This is a genomic window from Streptomyces sp. NPDC058812 (assembly GCF_042744565.1).
Lineage (GTDB): Bacteria > Actinomycetota > Actinomycetes > Streptomycetales > Streptomycetaceae > Streptomyces > Streptomyces thinghirensis.
The window spans coordinates 20,070-36,663 of the sequence record NZ_JBHYOB010000013.1; the positions used below are offsets into that span (position 1 = coordinate 20,070).

The 16,594-nt window shown below is 72.1% G+C and carries 15 protein-coding genes; 9 read left to right on the top strand and 6 right to left on the bottom strand.

Features of this window, described 5'->3' with window-relative positions; translation table 11 throughout:
• Window positions 1–27 precede the first annotated feature (27 nt).
• The 4 genes from ligA to ACFW48_RS25130 all read left to right on the top strand — a co-directional run bounded on the left by ligA (window position 28) and on the right by ACFW48_RS25130 (window position 5,414).
• Window positions 28–2,133, top strand: a complete 2,106-nt coding sequence (ligA, locus tag ACFW48_RS25115) for an NAD-dependent DNA ligase LigA (RefSeq protein ID WP_386318069.1) — start codon at window positions 28–30, stop codon at window positions 2,131–2,133.
• Window positions 2,134–2,290: 157 nt separating this feature from the next.
• Window positions 2,291–3,637: an enolase C-terminal domain-like protein gene (locus ACFW48_RS25120; RefSeq protein ID WP_386318070.1), complete on the top strand. Its 1,347-nt coding sequence runs from the start codon at window positions 2,291–2,293 to the stop codon at window positions 3,635–3,637.
• Window positions 3,634–4,389, top strand: a complete 756-nt coding sequence (locus tag ACFW48_RS25125; RefSeq protein ID WP_386318071.1) for an SDR family NAD(P)-dependent oxidoreductase — start codon at window positions 3,634–3,636, stop codon at window positions 4,387–4,389. The genes ACFW48_RS25120 and ACFW48_RS25125 overlap by 4 nt, the downstream gene beginning before the upstream one ends.
• A 32-nt stretch (window positions 4,390–4,421) precedes the next feature.
• Window positions 4,422–5,414, top strand: coding sequence for an aldo/keto reductase (locus tag ACFW48_RS25130; RefSeq protein ID WP_386318387.1), 993 nt, complete (start codon window positions 4,422–4,424; stop codon window positions 5,412–5,414).
• Window positions 5,415–5,520: 106 nt separating this feature from the next.
• Here ACFW48_RS25130 and ACFW48_RS25135 read toward each other — a convergent pair whose 3' ends face one another.
• Together ACFW48_RS25135 and ACFW48_RS25140 are read right to left on the bottom strand one after the other, a co-directional pair.
• A complete protein-coding gene (locus ACFW48_RS25135) occupies window positions 5,521–6,237 on the bottom strand; it encodes a GntR family transcriptional regulator (RefSeq protein ID WP_386318073.1) in 717 nt (238 codons plus the stop codon).
• Between the two features lie 41 nt (window positions 6,238–6,278).
• Entirely contained in the window at window positions 6,279–6,920 is a 642-nt protein-coding gene (locus ACFW48_RS25140; RefSeq protein WP_386318074.1) for a CatB-related O-acetyltransferase, read from the bottom strand.
• Between the two features lie 121 nt (window positions 6,921–7,041).
• Here ACFW48_RS25140 and ACFW48_RS25145 point away from each other — a divergent pair, with 121 nt between their 5' ends.
• Genes ACFW48_RS25145 through ACFW48_RS25155 form a run of 3 tightly spaced genes read left to right on the top strand, consistent with a single transcriptional unit; the run spans window position 7,042 to window position 9,436 of the window.
• Entirely contained in the window at window positions 7,042–8,250 is a 1,209-nt protein-coding gene (locus ACFW48_RS25145) for an MFS transporter (RefSeq protein WP_386318075.1), read from the top strand.
• Window positions 8,251–8,286: 36 nt separating this feature from the next.
• Window positions 8,287–8,868, top strand: coding sequence for a sugar O-acetyltransferase (locus tag ACFW48_RS25150; RefSeq protein WP_386318077.1), 582 nt, complete (start codon window positions 8,287–8,289; stop codon window positions 8,866–8,868).
• Between the two features lie 10 nt (window positions 8,869–8,878).
• Window positions 8,879–9,436, top strand: a complete 558-nt coding sequence (locus tag ACFW48_RS25155; RefSeq protein ID WP_386318079.1) for a TetR/AcrR family transcriptional regulator — start codon at window positions 8,879–8,881, stop codon at window positions 9,434–9,436.
• Window positions 9,437–9,670: 234 nt separating this feature from the next.
• Here the strand turns inward: ACFW48_RS25155 and ACFW48_RS25160 are convergent, their stop codons facing one another.
• The 4 genes from ACFW48_RS25160 to ACFW48_RS25175 form a co-directional block, all read right to left on the bottom strand.
• On the bottom strand, window positions 9,671–10,969 hold the full coding sequence (locus ACFW48_RS25160) for a YeeE/YedE family protein (RefSeq protein WP_386318080.1): 1,299 nt from the start codon (window positions 10,967–10,969) through the stop codon (window positions 9,671–9,673).
• A gap of 357 nt (window positions 10,970–11,326) precedes the next feature.
• A complete protein-coding gene (gene htpG / locus ACFW48_RS25165) occupies window positions 11,327–13,228 on the bottom strand; it encodes a molecular chaperone HtpG (RefSeq protein ID WP_386318081.1) in 1,902 nt (633 codons plus the stop codon).
• An 83-nt stretch (window positions 13,229–13,311) separates the two neighbouring features.
• A complete protein-coding gene (locus ACFW48_RS25170) occupies window positions 13,312–13,506 on the bottom strand; it encodes a hypothetical protein (protein WP_386318388.1) in 195 nt (64 codons plus the stop codon).
• A 116-nt stretch (window positions 13,507–13,622) separates the two neighbouring features.
• Window positions 13,623–14,222, bottom strand: a complete 600-nt coding sequence (locus ACFW48_RS25175) for a GNAT family N-acetyltransferase (RefSeq protein WP_386318083.1) — start codon at window positions 14,220–14,222, stop codon at window positions 13,623–13,625.
• 440 nt (window positions 14,223–14,662) lie between these two features.
• Between ACFW48_RS25175 and ACFW48_RS25180 the strand changes: the two genes are divergently transcribed.
• Together ACFW48_RS25180 and ACFW48_RS25185 are read left to right on the top strand one after the other, a co-directional pair.
• Entirely contained in the window at window positions 14,663–15,535 is an 873-nt protein-coding gene (locus tag ACFW48_RS25180) for an SGNH/GDSL hydrolase family protein (RefSeq protein WP_386318085.1), read from the top strand.
• A gap of 27 nt (window positions 15,536–15,562) precedes the next feature.
• Window positions 15,563–16,519, top strand: coding sequence for a GlxA family transcriptional regulator (locus ACFW48_RS25185; RefSeq protein ID WP_386318087.1), 957 nt, complete (start codon window positions 15,563–15,565; stop codon window positions 16,517–16,519).
• The last annotated feature ends 75 nt before the right edge of the window (window positions 16,520–16,594 follow it).

The following is a 16,594-nucleotide window of genomic DNA, read 5'->3' on the forward strand; positions in this document are numbered from 1 at the left end:
TCAGTGGTGGGAGGCAGGATGCCACGCATGACGACTTCCGCAGCAGTGATCGTGGACGCCGCCGCCTACGCGCAGGCCGTGGAGGACGCCGCGCGTGCGGCCGCCGCCTACTACGCGGGCGGCTCCTCGCCACTGGACGACGACACGTACGACCGGCTGGCGAGAGGAATAGCGGCGTGGGAGGCCGAGCACCCCGACGACGTGCTGCCGGACTCACCCACCGGGAAGGTCGCCGGCGGCGCGGCCGAGGGCGATGTGCCGCACACGGTGCCGATGCTCAGCCTCGACAACGTGTTCTCACCGGAGGAGTTCACCGCCTGGACGGCGTCCTTGGCGCGTCGCCTGGGCCGGGAGGTCACGCGGTTCGGCGTCGGCCCCAAGCTGGACGGGCTCGCGGTCGCCGCCCGCTACAGCGGTGGCCGCCTCACCCGGCTGATCACCCGTGGTGACGGCACGGCCGGCGAGGACGTCTCGCATGCCATCGGCACCGTCGAGGGGCTGCCCGAGACGCTGTCCGAGCCGGTCACCGCGGAGGTGCGCGGCGAGATCCTCATGACGACCGCCCAGTTCGAGCACGCGAACGAGGTGCGCCTGCGTCATGGCGGGCAGCCGTTCGCCAACCCGCGCAACGCGGCCGCGGGCACGCTGAGGGCGAAGGAGCGCGCCTACACGGTCCCCATGACGTTCTTCGGGTACGGCATGCTGCCCCTGCCCGAGACCGAAGCCGTGCTCGCCGGGCGGCTGGTCGAGCTCGCCCACAGCGACCTGATGTCCATGGCGGCCGGGCTCGGCGTGCACACCAGCGCGGGCACCGCGGTCCCGGACGTCGTCGCCGAGACGCCGGAGCAGGTGGTGGCCCGGGTCCAGGAGATCGCCGCGCTGCGCGCCGAACTGCCCTTCGGCATCGACGGGATCGTCGTCCGGGCCGACCTGGCCGCCGACCAGCGGGCCGCCGGATCCGGCTCCCGGGCGCCGCGGTGGGCGATCGCCTACAAGCTGCCGGCCGTGGAGAAGATCACCCGGCTGCTGGAGGTGGAGTGGAACGTGGGCCGCACCGGTGTCATCGCCCCGCGCGGCGTCCTGGAACCGGTCGTCATCGACGGCTCCACGATCACCTACGCCACCCTGCACAACCCGGCCGACATCACCCGCCGCGGCCTGCGCCTGGGCGACCACGTCATGGTCCACCGCGCCGGCGACGTCATTCCCCGCATCGAGGCCCCGGTCGCCCACCTGCGCACCGGAGACGAACAGCCCATCGCCTTTCCCGAGCTGTGTCCGCGCTGCGGGTCGGACATCGACACGAGTGAGGAGCGCTGGCGCTGCGCGCAGGGGCGCGACTGCCATCTGGTCGCCTCCCTCGCCTACGCCGCGGGCCGCGACCAGTTGGACATCGAGGGCCTGGGCACCACCCGCGTCGTCCAGCTCGTCGAGGCCGGTCTCGTCGCCGACCTCGCCGACCTGTTCACCCTCCGGCGCGAGGAGTTGCTCGGCCTCGACCGGATGGGCGACACCAGCACCGACAACCTGCTCGCCGCGATCGCCAAGGCGAAGGAGCAGCCGCTGTCGCGGGTGCTGTGCGCGCTCGGCGTCAGGGGTACCGGCCGGTCCATGTCCCGGCGCATCGCCCGGTACTTCGCCACCATGGACCACATCCGCGCCGCCGATGCCGACGCCATGCAGCAGGTCGAGGGCATCGGGTCGGAGAAGGCCCCTTCGATCGTCGCGGAGGTCGCCGAACTCGCCCCGCTGATCGACAGGCTCGCCGCCGCCGGCGTCGGCATGACCGAGCCCGGCGCCACTCCGCCCGAGACACGTACCGATGCCGATGGCCAAGGCGACGGCCGAGGTGAAGGCGCGGCCGCGTCGCCGGCGGAGGGTGGTCCGCTGGCGGGGATGAGGGTGGTGGTCACCGGCGCGATGACCGGCGACCTGGAGACGCTCTCGCGCAACGAGATGAACGAACTCATCGAGCGGGCCGGCGGGCGCTCCTCCTCCGGTGTCTCCAGGAAGACGTCGCTCGTCGTCGCGGGTGAGGGGGCCGGCTCCAAGCGGGACAAGGCCGAACAGCTCGGCGTCCGCCTCGCCACCCCCGACGAGTTCGCCACCCTCGTCGCCGGTCTCCTGGAGTGAGCCGAGCACGAGCGGTGACCAACGCCATCCGATGGATCCTATGGGATCTGCCAGGCGCCGCAGGCATCTTGACCAGGTGATCGAACCTGCCTCACCATCAGAGGCGACACGATCCTATGTGATTCCGGTCCTCCGGCACTCCAGTGGGGATACGACCATGGCCGCGGCGCGTATCACGGACGTCGATGTGATCGACATCCGTTTCCCCACCTCACGCGAGCTCGACGGCTCCGACGCGATGAACCCCGACCCCGACTACTCGGCCGCGTACGTGATCCTGCGGACCGACGCGGGTGACGGGCTGGAGGGCCATGCCTTCACGTTCACCATCGGGCGCGGCAACGACGTGCAGGCCGCGGCGACAGCCGCCCTGCGCGACCACGTCCTGGGCCTGTCCGCCGAAGCGGTGTGCGCCGACCCCGGGTCGGTGGGCCGGACCCTGAACGGCGACAGCCAACTGCGCTGGCTCGGCCCGGAGAAGGGCGTGATGCACATGGCGATCGGCGCCGTGGTCAACGCGGTGTGGGACCTGGCGGCCAAGCGGGCGGGCAAACCGGTGTGGAAGCTGCTCTCCGACGCCGAACCGGAATGGCTCGCGGACCAGGTGGACTTCCGCTACATCGAGGACGCCCTCACCCGCGAGGAGGCCGTGGCGCTGCTCCGGCGGGGCAAGGCCGGTGCCGCCGAGCGCGAGGCCCGCCTCCTGACGAACGGCTACCCGGCGTACACCACCTCCCCCGGCTGGCTCGGCCACTCCGACGAGAAGCTGGTCCGGCTCGCCGAGCAGGCGGTCGCCGACGGCTTCACGCAGATCAAGCTGAAGGTCGGTGCCGACCTCGCCGACGACGTCCGCAGGCTGCGCGCGGCGCGCGCGGCCGTCGGCCCCGACGTCCGGATCGCCGTCGACGCCAATCAGCGCTGGAACGTCGCGGAGGCCGTCGAGTGGACCAACGCACTGGCCGACCAGGCTCCGTACTGGGTCGAGGAGCCCACCAGCCCCGACGACATCCTCGGGCACGCGGCCGTGCGCAGGGGGGTCGCCCCGGTCAGGGTCGCCACCGGTGAGCACGTCCAGAACCGCATCGTGTTCAAGCAGCTCCTGCAGGCCGAGGCGATCGACGTGCTGCAGATCGACGCGACGCGGGTGGGCGGCGTCAACGAGAACCTGGCGATCCTGCTCCTCGCCGCCAAGTACGGCGTCCCGGTCTGCCCGCACGCCGGCGGCGTCGGCCTGTGCGAGCTGGTGCGCCATCTGTCGATGTTCGACTACGTGGCGTTGAGCGGGTCGACCGAGGACCGCGTGATCGAGTACGTGGACCACCTGCACGAGCACTTCAAGGACCCCGTCGCCGTCGCGAACGGGCACTACTCGGCTCCCACGACACCCGGCTTCTCCTCGGAGATGCACGCCGCGTCGATCGCCGCATATCAGTATCCGGACGGTTCCTTCTGGGTCGACGACGCCACCGATCTCGCCGAACGGCGGAAGGGTACGAACCGATGAGCGAACTCTCCGGCCTCAAAGCCCTGGTGACCGGCGGCGCGTCCGGCATCGGCAGGGCCACCGCCGCCCTGCTGGCCGCCCGCGGCGCCGACGTCGCCGTGCTGGACGTCGACCCGTCGCCCGTCGGCGAACCCCTGCGCGGTTACCTCGCGGACGTGTCCGACGACGCCTCCGTGCGGTCCGCCGTCGCCACCGCCGCCGAAGACCTGGGCGGCCTCGACATCCTGGTCAACAACGCCGGCATCGGCGCGGTGGGAACGGTCGGGGACAACGACGACGCCGAGTGGCACCGGGTCCTCGACGTGAACGTCCTCGGCATGGTCCGCACCACCCGCGCGGCACTGACCCATCTGCGTGCCTCCGCGCATGCCGCCGTCGTCAACACCTGCTCGATCGCGGCCACGGCCGGCCTGCCGCAGCGCGCCCTGTACAGCGCGAGCAAGGGCGCGGTGCTGTCCTTGACGCTGGCCATGGCGGCGGACCACCTCCGGGAGGGCATCCGCGTCAACTGCGTCAACCCCGGTACGGCGGACACCCCCTGGATCGGCCGCCTCCTCGACCGGGCGGCGGACCCGGTCGCCGAGCGGGAGGCGCTCGACGCCCGGCAGCCCATGGGCAGGCTGGTCACGGCCGAGGAGGTCGCGGCGGCCATCGTGTACCTGGCGAGCCCGGCCGCCGCCTCGGTCACGGGCACCGCGCTCGCCGTGGACGGCGGAACGCAGGGGCTGCGGTTGCGGCCGGAGGCACGGTGACGCGGCCGGACCCGAGCGGGGCGTGCCCGCCGCTGCCCAGCCGCGCCCTCGGCCGGAGTGGCGTCCGCGTCACCGCCCTCGGTTTCGGCGCCGCGGCCGTCGCCGGTCTCTACGAGGACGTGGGCGAGGAGGAGGCCGCGGCCGCCGTGGACGCCGCCTGGGCGGTGGGCGTCCGCTACTTCGACACCGCCCCGCACTACGGCCTCGGTCTGTCGGAACGCAGACTGGGCGAGGCTCTCAGGGGCAGGCCCCGGGACGGCTTCACCCTGTCCACCAAGGTGGGCCGGGTACTCGTGCCCCACGACGGCGGCGGGGACGACCTCGCCCACGGCTTCGCCGTACCGGCCACGCACCGGCGGCGGTGGGACTTCAGCGCCGACGGGGTGCACCGCTCGCTGGAGGACAGCCTCACCCGTCTCGGGCTCGACCGCGTCGACCTCGTCCTGCTGCACGATCCCGACGACCACGAGGAGCAGGTGTTCCGGGAGGCCTACCCGGCGTTGGAGGACCTGCGGTCGCAAGGGGTCGTACGGGCGATCGGCGCGGGAATGAACCAGACCCGGATGCTGACGCGCTTCCTGGACGACACGGACGTCGACGCCGTGCTGTGCGCTGGGCGCTACACCCTCCTGGAACAGGGCGCGTTGGCCGCCCTGCTGCCCGCTGCGGAGGCGGCCGGCAAAAGCGTGGTCGTCGGCGGTGTGTTCAACTCCGGGCTGCTGGCCGATCCGTCGCCGGGTGCCACGTACGACTACGCGGCCGCTCCCGCGGACCTCCTGCGCCGGGCCGTGCGGATGCGCGACGTCACCGAGTCGTGGGGAGTGCCGTTGCGCGTGGCCGCGCTGCGCTTCCCCTTCGGGCATCCGGCGGTCGCCTCCGTCCTCGTCGGGGCGCGGTCGGCCGCCCAGGTCCGGGACGCGGCCGAGCAGTTCCACCGGCCCGTCCCCGACGCCGTGTGGGAGGGGCTGCGGGCGCGGGGCCTGCTGCCCGGCGAGGTACCGGTGCCGACCGGGAGCGACTCCTGAGTCTCGTCCGCACGCACCACCACGGAAGCCGTGCCCGAGCCCGCATTCGCCCTCGGCACCCGGGCAGGCCGCCGATCGCGTCGGGGCAACGGGAACCGGTGCGTTGTCAGCCGGATCCGAGCCGGCCGAGCCGGCGTTCCAGGCTGCGGGCGAGGTGGTCCGCCATCGCCTCGGCCGCGCGTTCGGGCCTGCGGCGCAGGATCGCGCGGACCACGCGCTCGTGCTCCGCGAGGGTCGGGGCGCCCTCGCTCCGGAGGCTGCTGAGGCGGAAGATGTGCAGATGGGAGTGGAGCCGCTCCACCGCGTCCGCGAGCAGGGGCCGGCGGGCGGCCTCGGCGATCGCGTCGTGGAAACGCTGGTCCAGGACGGCGAAGTCCCGGTAGGCCGCGTACGGTCCGGCGGGACCGGGGTGGGCCTGCATGTCCTCCAGGATGGCCTCGACGGCGTCGAGCTGGGACTCGTCGGCGTGGCGGGCGGCCAGGGCGGCGGCTCGCGGTTCCAGCAGCAGCCGCATCTCGAAGAGTTCCTCCACTCCCTGCCGGGTCAGCAACTCGGTGGCCCGGTATCCGGACAGGGAGCGCTTGACGACGAGACCGTCGGACTCCAGCCGCGCCAGGGCCTCGCGCACGGGGGTCGGTGAGACGTTGAGCGTGCGGGCCAGGGCCTCGATGCCCACGCGGGCACCGGGAGCGATCTCATGGTCCATGACCATGGCCTTGATGTCCTCGTAGACGCTGTCGGACAGCACCTGCCGGACCGGCGCCGAGGACGGCCCCTTCGCCCCGGCCGCGTCGTCGGAGACGGACGGGTCGTGTGCCGGCATCCGGTCTCCTCAGTGCGCTGTGCGTTACGGCGGGCGCCAGTTTAACGAGGTGGGGCGGCCGCTTCGAGGTCGGCGACGGTGCCCGACATGATCGTCCGCACATGCTCGGTGATGAGGTCCGCCGGCCAGTCCCACCAGGCCAGCGCGAGCAGCCGGGCGACGTCCTCGTCGTCGTAGCGGGTGCGGATGAGCCGGGCGGGGTTGCCACCGACGATCCCGTAGTCGGGCACGTCCTGGGTGACCACGGAGCCCGCGCCGATGATCGCCCCGTGTCCGATCCGTACGCCGGGCAGGACCGTCGCGCCGTGGCCGAACCAGACGTCGTTCCCCACGACCGTGTCGCCCCGGTTCGGCAGGCCGGTGAGCAGGTCGAAGTGCTCGGACCAGGAACCGCCCATGGTGGGGAACGGGAAGGTCGAGGGGCCGTCCATGCGATGGTTGGCGCCGTTCATGATGAACCGCGTGCCCGTCCCCAGCGCGCAGAACCTGCCGATGACGAGCCTCTCCGGCCCGTAGTGGTAGAGCACGTTACGCGTCTCGAACGCCGTCGCGTCGTCCGGGTCGTCGTAGTAGGAGTACTCCCCCACCTCGATCAGCGGGGAGGTCACCAGCGGCTTGAGGAGCACCACCCTCGGCTGCCCGGGCATCGGGTGGAGCACCGTGTGGTCTGCGGGCACGGACATGTCGGACGGCTCCTCGGGGTCGGCGTGCGGTCACTCGGCCCCATGATCGCCGCAACATGGCACGCGGGACACCGAATTTCGGGAGTGTACGTTCGTACACTTTCGGTTGTAGGCTCCGCGCATGACTGTTGACGTACTGCGTCGGCCCGCCCTGGCCGAACGGCGGGCTCGCGTGGCCGTCGCCGTGCTGTTCTTCACCAACGGGGCCCTGTTCGCCAACCTCCTGCCGAGGTATCCGCAGATCAAGGCCGACCTCGGTATCGGCAACGCCGCCTACGGGCTGGCCGTGGCCGCGTTCCCGGCCGGCGCCATCGCGGCCGGACTCGCGGCCGGGATACTCGTCCGCCGGTTCGGCTCGGCGCGGGTGGCGGTCGGCGGCACGCTGCTGACCGGGGTGGGGATCCTCGCCGCCGGTCTGGCGGACACGGTGGTGCTGTTCGCCGGCGCCCTGTTCCTGGCCGGGGCGGCGGACGCGTTCACCGATGTCGCGCAGAACGCCCACGGTCTGCGGGTACAGCGCCGTTACGGACGCTCCATCATCAACTCCTTCCACGCGATCTGGTCGATCGGCGCGGTCACCGGCGGGTCCATGGCCGCCGCCGCGATGGCGCTCGACGTCTCGCGGGGCGGCCATCTGCTGTTCTCCGCCGTGGTGTTCGCGGTCGCGGCGTGCGTCGCCCTGCGGTTCTGCCTGCCCGGCCCCGAGACCGAACCGGACGGGGAACCCGACGCCGACGGCCGTGCGCCGCGGCAGACGCGGCGCACGGCACCGGGGCCGCGTACGACCTACGTACTCGCCGCGCTCGTCCTCATCGCCACGGCCGGCACGCTCGTCGAAGACGCGGGCAGTTCCTGGGCCACGCTCTACCTCTCCGACTCGCTGCACGCGTCGGTGGCGCTGGCCGCCTCCGGCTATGTCGCCCTGGTCGGGGCGCAGTTCGTCGGCCGGCTGATCGGCGACCGGCTCGTGGACCGGTTCGGCCAGCGCGCGGTGGCCCGCTCCGGCGCTCTCGTCGCCGCGGCCGGCATGGGCCTGGCGCTGGCCGTGCCGACGGTATCCGGGACGATCCTCGGATTCGCCGCGGCCGGGTTCGGAGTGGCGACCCTGGTTCCGGCCGCGATGCACGAGGCGGACGAGCTGCCCGGCCTGAAGCCCGGTTCCGGGCTGACCATCGTCTCCTGGCTCATGCGGCTGGGGTTCCTGCTCTCCCCGCCGATCGTGGGGCTGGTCGCCGATGCGTCGAGCCTGCGGGTGGGGCTGCTGGTAGTGCCGTTCGCCGGGCTCCTCGTGCTCCTGCTGGCCGGAGTGCTCCAGCCCCGGCGACGGTGAATGTACGTTCGTACGCTCCAGGGTACGATCGTGCGCATGCCGACGGACCACTTCGCGCACGACCTCCGCACGAACCTCGAACGCATGGAGGCGGGCGACCTCTACATCGCCGACGACCCCGAGATCGCCCGCAGGCAGCAGCAGGCCGTGCGGCTTGCCGCCCGCTACCAGGCCGCGTACGTGGAGGACGCCGAAGCCGCGCGGCCGATCCTCGCGGAACTGCTCGGCTCCGTGGGCGCCGAGGCCCACGTGCGGCCACCGCTGTACGTCGACTACGGCGGCAACATCACGATCGGCGCGCGCACCTTCGTCAACTACAACCTGACCGCGCTGGACGTCGCGGCGATCACCATCGGCGAGGACTGCCAGATCGGGCCGGGCGTCCAGTTGCTCACCCCCACACATCCCCTGGAGGCCGGGCCCCGGCGGGACAAGCTGGAGGCCGCCCGGCCCATCACCATCGGCGACAACGTCTGGCTGGGCGGGGGCGCCGTCGTCCTGCCCGGCGTGACCATCGGCGACGACGCCGTCATCGGCGCCGGAGCGGTCGTCACGAAGGACGTGCCCGCGGGCGTCGTGGCCGTCGGCAACCCCGCCCGGCCGGTGCGGAAGGTGTAGGCCTCTTCCCATGGCAACCGGACACACGGATCCGCAGCGGCGTGAACGCATCATCGCCGCCACGCTCGACCTGATCGCCGAGGAGGGCATCGCGCGCGTCTCCCACCGGAAGATCGCCACGCGCGCCGGGGTCCCCCTGGGTTCGATGACGTACCACTTCAGCGGCATCGAGGAGCTGCTGCGGGAGGCGTTCGGCCGCTTCACCGACCACATCGTCGCCGTGTTCGACGCCCACCTCGGCGCGGCGGCCGACCGCGACCAGGCCCGGGCCGCGGTTGCCGACCTCGTACACGAACTGTCCGAGGGGAGCCAGCGGGACCTGGTGCTCACCCAGGAGCTGTACACCCTCGCCGCGCGGCAGCCGGCCTACCGGGAACTCACCCACGAGTGGATGCGCCGCAGTCGCGTCCACCTGGAGAAGCACTTCGACCCGGGCACGGCCCGCCAGCTCGACGCCCTCATCGAGGGCCTGACACTGCACCGTGCACTGGCCCGTGAGCCCCACGGACGGGCCCTCACCGCGGAGGCCATCGCCCGCGTCACCACCACGGACCGGCGCGATCCCTAGGGCCTGTCGTTTGGATCAGGTCGGCTGAGGGAGACCGCGCCTTTCAGTCCACCCGAGCGGGGCGTGGTGCGTGCAGCCGCAAGGCGGAGGAGGGCGGCAGGGCGGAGCCCAGCGGAGACCTGGCAACCGACGACAACGCCGCAGACGCGCGTGCCACGCCCCGCGACGCCGGCAAGATCCAAACGACAGACGTGCGGCACAGGCCTGACCCCTGTGCCGCACGGGAATCCCCGTTCAGCAGACGCCGTCGCCCGACTTGGGGTTGCCCAGGCCGAACAGGGGACGCAGCTTGAGTCCCACCCACGTGCCGGCCAGTGCGAAGGCGCCCCACAGCCAGCCGCTGAGGCTGCCCGAGGCGATGCCCGCCAGATAGGCGCCGATGTTGCAGCCGCCGGCCAGGCGGGCGCCGATGCCCATCAGCACGCCGCCGAGCACCGCCGCGAGCGCCGTGCGCCAGGGGACGCCCCGGTGCAGGGCCCAGGTGCCACCGACCGACGCGGCGACCGCGGCGCCGATCATGGTGCCGATGTCGGTGAGGCTGGTCTTGTCGGCGAGCACCGGGCCCGCCAGCATCTCGGCGTTGCCGGGCCGCTGCCACCACGTCCAGTTCTCCGGGTGCCCGCCGAGCGCGCCCACGAGTTCGGAGCCCCACAGGCTGAAGGCGCTCGTGACGCCCCAGGCACCGCCGGAGACCCACAGCACACCCGCTCCGAGCACGGCCAGAGCGAGGGCACCGGAGGCGAGCGGCCAGGAGCCGCGGACGGCGCGGACCACCGCACCGCGCGCCGAGGGCACCGCCCCGAGGGGCGGCGGGTTGCGGCGCGCCTGGACGCGCCGCGTGACCAGCACCACCAGCAGCAGCGCGGCGATGGTCACGGCCCAGGAGCCGAACCAGCCGACGTGGTCGGACAGGACGACGGGCTCCCAGGCCGGCAGGTCCCTCCACAGGTCGAACTGCCAGGCGGCGAGCGTGGCGCCCGCGATGAAGCCGCCGAGGGTCAGCACCACCGACCCCTGTCCCGAGCCGACGGCGAAGAGGGTGCCCGAGGCGCAGGCGCCGCCGAGTTGCATGCCGATCGCGAAGAGCGCCGAGCCGGCGAACAGGCCGACCCCGATGGACCCGGCCGACGGGGCCGGCTGGGAGCCGAAGAGTCCGGTGCCCGTGCCGATGAGCAGCGCGAAGAGCGTGGCCGTGGTGCCGAGCAGCAGGGTGTGCGCCCGCAGCCCGACGCCGTTGCCGACGGCGACCAGCTGCCGCCACGCGGAGGTGAAGCCGAACCGGGAGTGGAAGAGGGCGACGCCCAGACCGAGACCGAGCAGCAGCAGTACGCCCGGCCTGGCTCCGTGCGCGGACCACACGTACGCGGTCAGGGCCGCGGCGAGCAGCCCGGACATCGCGAGTGGCGTCCGTCGCACCGGAGGCAGGGGCGGCGCCTCGGGCCGTGCCGAGGAGGTGGGAGAGGGGGCGAACAGAGAGGCGGGCGCGTGCTGCGGCGCGGCCGGGACCGTCCCGGCTGGGGGTGCGGTGGTCACGGACGAACTCCGGTGTGGTGCACGGGGACGGCGGGCGACGGCACTGGCGTACCGGCGGCGCGGTTCACGCGGCCGGTACGGGGCTCAGCGGCGACAGAGGCCGTCGTCGACGCACCACGCCGAGTTCGCGAAGAGCGCGAGGCACAGCAGCGGAGCCGAGGCAGACATGCGCGCGAATATACGGAGCGGGGCGCTCCGGGTGCCAGGCCGTCTCGCCATGCGGATGGCGAAGTGGACGGCAGACAGGCCGAAGCGCCCGGGCTGCGCGGCCCTCCGTGCCCCGCGAGTCACCCCGTGGGGCAGACGTGAGGCCCCGAAGCGGGGGACCGCCTCGGGGTCTCACACCGAACGGCGTGGCTAGAGCGTGCGCTCCAGGCGGTCCGCCACCAGCTTCACGAAGCGGGCCGGCTCCTTCGGCCGGCCTCCCTCACCGAGTACCGCCAGGGCGTGCAGCAGTTCGGCGGTCTCGGTCAGTTCCGTCCGGTCCCGCTGTTCCGTGTGCGCCCGGTTCAGGGCCTTCACCAGCTGGTGCTCCGGGTTGAGTTCGAGGATCCGCTTGGCGTGGGGAACCTCCTGGCCCATGGCCCGGTACATGTTCTCCAGCGCGGGCGTGAGCTCGTTCGCGTCGGAGACGACACAGGCCGGGGAGACCGTGAGGCGGGAGGAGAGGCGGACCTCCTTGACGTCCTCGCCCAGGTGCTCCGTCATCCAGCCGAGCAGCCCGGCGTACTCCTCGCTCTGCGCGTCCTTCTCGGCGTCGCTCTTGTCGTCCTCCGTGCCACCGAGGTCGATCTCGCCCTTGGCCACCGAGCGCAGCGGCTTGCCCTCGTACTCGCCCACCGCGTCGACCCAGACCTCGTCCACGGCGTCGGTCAGCAGCAGCACCTCGACACCCTTGGCCCGGAACGCCTCCATGTGCGGGGAGTCCTCGATGGCCTGCCGGGACTCGCCCGTCATGAAGTAGATGTCGTCCTGTCCGTCCTTCATCCGCTCCACGTAACTCTTCAGCGTGGTCGGCTCGTCGGCGTCGTGCGTGCTCGCGAACGAGCAGGCGGCGAGGATCGCGTCCCGGTTGTCGGAGTCGGTCACCAGGCCTTCCTTCAGGACGGCGCCGAACTCCCGCCAGAAGGTGGCGTAGCGGTCCGGCGCGGACGTCATCAGGTCCTTGACCGTGGCCAGGACCTTCTTGGTCAGGCGGCGCTGGATCATGCGGATGTGGCGGTCCTGCTGGAGGATCTCGCGGGAGACGTTGAGCGAGAGGTCCTGCGCGTCGACGACGCCCTTGACGAAGCGGAGGTACGGCTGGAGCAGTTCCTCGCAGTCGTCCATGATGAACACGCGCTTCACATAGAGCTGTACGCCGCGCTGGTAGCCCTGGGTGAACAGGTCGTGCGGGGCGTGCGAGGGCACGAAGAGCAGCGCCTGGTACTCGAAGGTGCCCTCGGCCTGCAGCCGGATCGTCTCCAGCGGTTCGCGCCAGTCGTGGCCGATGTGCTTGTACAGCTCGTGGTACTCGTCGTCGGACACCTCGTCGCGCGGGCGGGCCCACAGTGCCTTCATCGAGTTGAGCGTCTCGGCCTCGCGCGCCTCGGCGCCGTCCTCGGCCGGCTCCGGCAGCAGGCGGATCGGCCACGTGATGAAGTCCGAGTACCGCTTGACGATCTCCTTGATCTTCCACTCGGAGGTGTAGTCGTGGAGCTGGTTCTCGGCGTCCGCGGGCTTGAGGTGGAGGGTGACGGAGGTCCCCTGCGGCGCCTCGGCGACCGTCTCCAGGGTGTAGGTGCCCTCGCCGCGCGACGTCCAGCGAGTGCCCTCGGTCTCACCGGCGCGCCGGGTCACCAGGGTGACCTCGTCCGCCACCATGAAGCCCGAGTAGAAGCCGACGCCGAACTGGCCGATGAGCCCGTCGGCCCCGGCGGCGTCCTTGGCCTCGCGCAACTCCTCGAGGAACTTGGCCGTGCCCGAGTTGGCGATGGTGCCGATGAGGTGCGTGACCTCTTCGTACGACATCCCGATGCCGTTGTCCCGCACGGTGAGGGTGCGGGCCTCCTTGTCGACGTCCAGCTCGATGTGGAGGTCGGTCACATCGACGTCGGGAGTGTCGTCCCGCAGGGCGGCCAGGCGCAGCTTGTCCAGCGCGTCGGAGGCGTTGGAGACGAGCTCGCGCAGGAAGACATCCTTGTTCGAGTAGACGGAGTGAATCATCAGCTGCAAGAGCTGACGCGCCTCTACCTGGAACTCAAACGTTTCGGTCGTCATGGCTGGTGAGTACCTCACAGGTCCGCGGTCTTCTGCACTGGCGGAAGTCACTCTAGAACAGCCCGGGTTCCCATCGGCGCCGGTCAGCCGACCTCCAGCGGGGCGGCCTCCGCCGGCCAGTCCGTCAGAGCCTCCGACGGGTTCGGCCGCACCGGCTCCAGATGCCGTTCGCCGTAGCCGCAGAACGGGGAGTCGGCGTAGGACGACTTGATGTCCAGCGGCGCGCGGCCCTGGCGTGCCGACTCCTCGGCCAGGGCCTGGACGGACCACGCGGACAGCGCCGGCCCGTAGGCATCGCCGGGGGTGACGAGGGTGCGGTACTAGAAACCGGTGGCCGGAACACTCCCAGGAAGGCGGCGCGGACCCCACGGCGGGAGTTGACGCCTCGGCTCGCTCAGCGGCCGGGCTCTCGGAGCATGCACCAGGTCAGCGGCCCATCGTGCGGAAGGCTCACCTCCGCCGTCACTTCGAAGCCGAGGCGTTCGTAGAACCGTACGTTCCCCGCCTCCGAGGTCTCCAGGAAGGCGGGGAAGCCCGCGCGCTCGGCCGCCTCCAGGCCGGGCCGGAGCACGGCGGTGCCCAGACCGGCGCCCTGGGCCCGCGGGTCCACGCCCACCGTGGCGAGGAACCACACCGGGCCACTCGGGCGGTGCGGCGCCAGCGCGCGCTCGGCGGACTCCAGGGCCACCGCCCGGTCGCCCGCCAGCTCGGCCACCTGGGGGCCGACCTCCGCGAAGGCGGGCCCCGGGTCCCGCTCCGGGGTCGTCCAGGCGGCGACGGCACGGCAGTCGTCGGTGACCCAGGCACGTCCGTAGGCCATCGCGATCCGCGCCAGGAACAGTTCCTGGAAGCGGCGCACCCGCTCCTGGTGATCGTCGGCCGCCACCACGTGCCGGGTGAAGGGGTAGTCCGCGAAGGCGCGGGCCAGCGTCCGTACGGCGGCGGGTACGTCGTCGCGGGTCGCCTGGCGCACCTGGGGCGCGGGGTCGGGCACGGCGTTCCTCCAAGGGCCCCGGGGGGCGGAAACAAGTCTTCGGCGGTGGTGATCTTGCCTTGTCGGCACATCCTCACCACACGTTCCGACGGTGGGCAACGCCTTTTCTGCGGCAGCCCGTCTCCGCCCGGTACACGCGGCCCGGCTCCGGCCCCCGCGCTCGCGGCCGCGGCCAGCGCGCCGAGGACGTGCATGCCGCCGTAGGGGAAAGCATCCACACGGCGACGAGCGCGACCTGGACGCCACGATGCATGTATCGATCTTCGATCGGAATCGATCGAAGATCGATCGACTCCCACAGGCACGCTACAAGAAGTCCCGTCAACAACGTTGACTCAAAGTCAGGGCGCATGCACATTACTTAAAAGTAGAACCGACCGGTAACCAGCGGTCGGGCGCTCGCACAACTCCCGTGCCCACGCCCCGAGAAGAGAGACCACATGCCGAAGCATGCCCTGCGTCGTGTCATGACTGCGTCAGCCGCCCTCGTCGGCACACTGGCTCTCGGCCTCACCGACGCCACCGCGCACGCCACCCCCTCCCTGGACTACGTCGCCCTCGGCGACAGCTACAGCGCCGGCTCGGGCGTCCTGCCCGTCGATCTCACCAACCTGCTCTGCCTGCGCTCCACGGCGAACTACCCCCACGTCATCGCCGCCACCACGGGCGCCCGCCTCAAGGACGTCACCTGCGGCGCCGCCCAGACCGCCCACTTCACACAGGCGCAGTACCCGGGCGTCGCTCCCCAGGTGGACGCGCTCAGCGCCGGCACGGACCTGGTCACGCTGACCATCGGCGGCAACGACAACAACACGTTCATCAACGCCATCACAGCCTGCGGCTCCGCCGGCGTCCTCAGCGGCGGGAAGGGCAGCCCCTGCAAGGACAGACACGGAACGTCCTTCGTGGACCAGATCGAGACCAACACCTACCCCGCGCTCAAGGCCGCGCTGCGCACCGTCCGCGCCAAGGCTCCGGGCGCCCGGGTCGCGGCCCTGGGTTACCCGTGGATCACACCGGCCACCGCCGACCCGTCCTGCTTCGCGAAGCTGCCGGTCGCCGCCGGTGACGTGCCCTACCTGCGGGACATCCAGACGCGCCTCAACGCCGCCGTCGAGCGGGCCGCCGAGGAGACCGGTGCCACGTATGTGGACTTCTCCCGGGTGTCCGAGGGCCACGACGCCTGCCAGGCCCCCGGAACCCGGTGGATCGAACCGCTGCTCTTCGGGCACAGCCTGGTCCCCGTACACCCCAACGCCCTCGGGGAGCGGCGCATGGCCGAGCACACCATGAGCGCGCTGGGCCTGAGCTGACCCCCACTCCCCACGTACGCTGGCTCCGTGCCGTCCTCCCGCCTGCGTCGTGTCGCCGTCCTTGTGCTCGAGGGTGCGAAGCCTCTCGACGTAGGCATTCCGGCGCAGGTGTTCACGACGCGCGCGAGCATGCCGTACGAGGTGCGGGTGTGCGGCGCGGCGCCCGGCCTCGTGACCGGCGGTGACGGCCTGTCGTACCACGTCGCCCACGGCCTCGACGCGCTGGCGTGGGCCGACGTGGTCTTCCTGCCCGGTTACCGGTCCCCGGACCTCGACGATCCGCCGCGGACCGTCGTCGACGCGCTGACGGCGGCCCATGAACGGGGCGCGCGGCTCGCCGCCATCTCCACGGGCGCCTTCGCGCTCGCCGCCACGGGCCTGCTCGACGGCAGGCGCGCCACGACGCACTGGCACTACACGCGGGCGCTCGCGGCGAAGCACCCTCTCGTGCGGGTCGACGAGAACGTGCTGTTCGTGGACGAGGGCAGCGTACTGACGTCCGCCGGCGCCGCCTCGGGCATCGACCTGTGCCTGCACATCCTGCGCGGCGACCTCGGGGTGGCCGCGTCGAACCACGCCGCCCGGCGCCTCGTCGCCGCCCCCTACCGCAGCGGCGGCCAGGCCCAGTACGTGCCGCGCAGCGTGCCGGAGCCGCTGGGCGAGCGGTTCGCCGCCACCCGCGAGTGGGCGCTGCGCCGGCTCGGCGAACCACTGACTCTGGAGGCCCTGGCCCGGCATGCGGCGGTGTCGGCGCGCACGTTCTCACGCCGCTTCGTCGACGACACGGGGTACACGCCGATGCAGTGGGTCATGCGCGCCCGTATCGACATGTCCCGTGAGCTGCTCGAACGCTCGGAGCGCAGCGTCGAGCAGATCGCCGCCGACGTCGGCCTCGGCACCGGCGCGAATCTGCGGCTGCACTTCCAGCGCATCCTCGGCACCACACCGAGCGAGTACCGGCGCACCTTCGCCCAGGGCGACTAGCGCCGCCACCGCCGCCTCCCGAGCTTGGCGCGATCCTTGCGAACCATGGCACTCACGCCGCTGCCGTCGGCGGAC

What these genes read in the sequence shown, in the direction of transcription:
- ligA (WP_386318069.1), top strand. Translation starts at nt 28, where the DNA reads ATGACGACTTCCGCAGCAGTGATCGTGGACGCCGCCGCCTACGCGCAG.
- ACFW48_RS25120 (WP_386318070.1), top strand. Translation starts at nt 2,291, where the DNA reads ATGGCCGCGGCGCGTATCACGGACGTCGATGTGATCGACATCCGTTTC.
- ACFW48_RS25125 (WP_386318071.1), top strand. Translation starts at nt 3,634, where the DNA reads ATGAGCGAACTCTCCGGCCTCAAAGCCCTGGTGACCGGCGGCGCGTCC.
- ACFW48_RS25135 (WP_386318073.1), bottom strand. Translation starts at nt 6,237, where the DNA reads ATGCCGGCACACGACCCGTCCGTCTCCGACGACGCGGCCGGGGCGAAG.
- ACFW48_RS25140 (WP_386318074.1), bottom strand. Translation starts at nt 6,920, where the DNA reads ATGTCCGTGCCCGCAGACCACACGGTGCTCCACCCGATGCCCGGGCAG.
- ACFW48_RS25145 (WP_386318075.1), top strand. Translation starts at nt 7,042, where the DNA reads ATGACTGTTGACGTACTGCGTCGGCCCGCCCTGGCCGAACGGCGGGCT.
- ACFW48_RS25150 (WP_386318077.1), top strand. Translation starts at nt 8,287, where the DNA reads ATGCCGACGGACCACTTCGCGCACGACCTCCGCACGAACCTCGAACGC.
- ACFW48_RS25155 (WP_386318079.1), top strand. Translation starts at nt 8,879, where the DNA reads ATGGCAACCGGACACACGGATCCGCAGCGGCGTGAACGCATCATCGCC.
- htpG (WP_386318081.1), bottom strand. Translation starts at nt 13,228, where the DNA reads ATGACGACCGAAACGTTTGAGTTCCAGGTAGAGGCGCGTCAGCTCTTG.
- ACFW48_RS25180 (WP_386318085.1), top strand. Translation starts at nt 14,663, where the DNA reads ATGCCGAAGCATGCCCTGCGTCGTGTCATGACTGCGTCAGCCGCCCTC.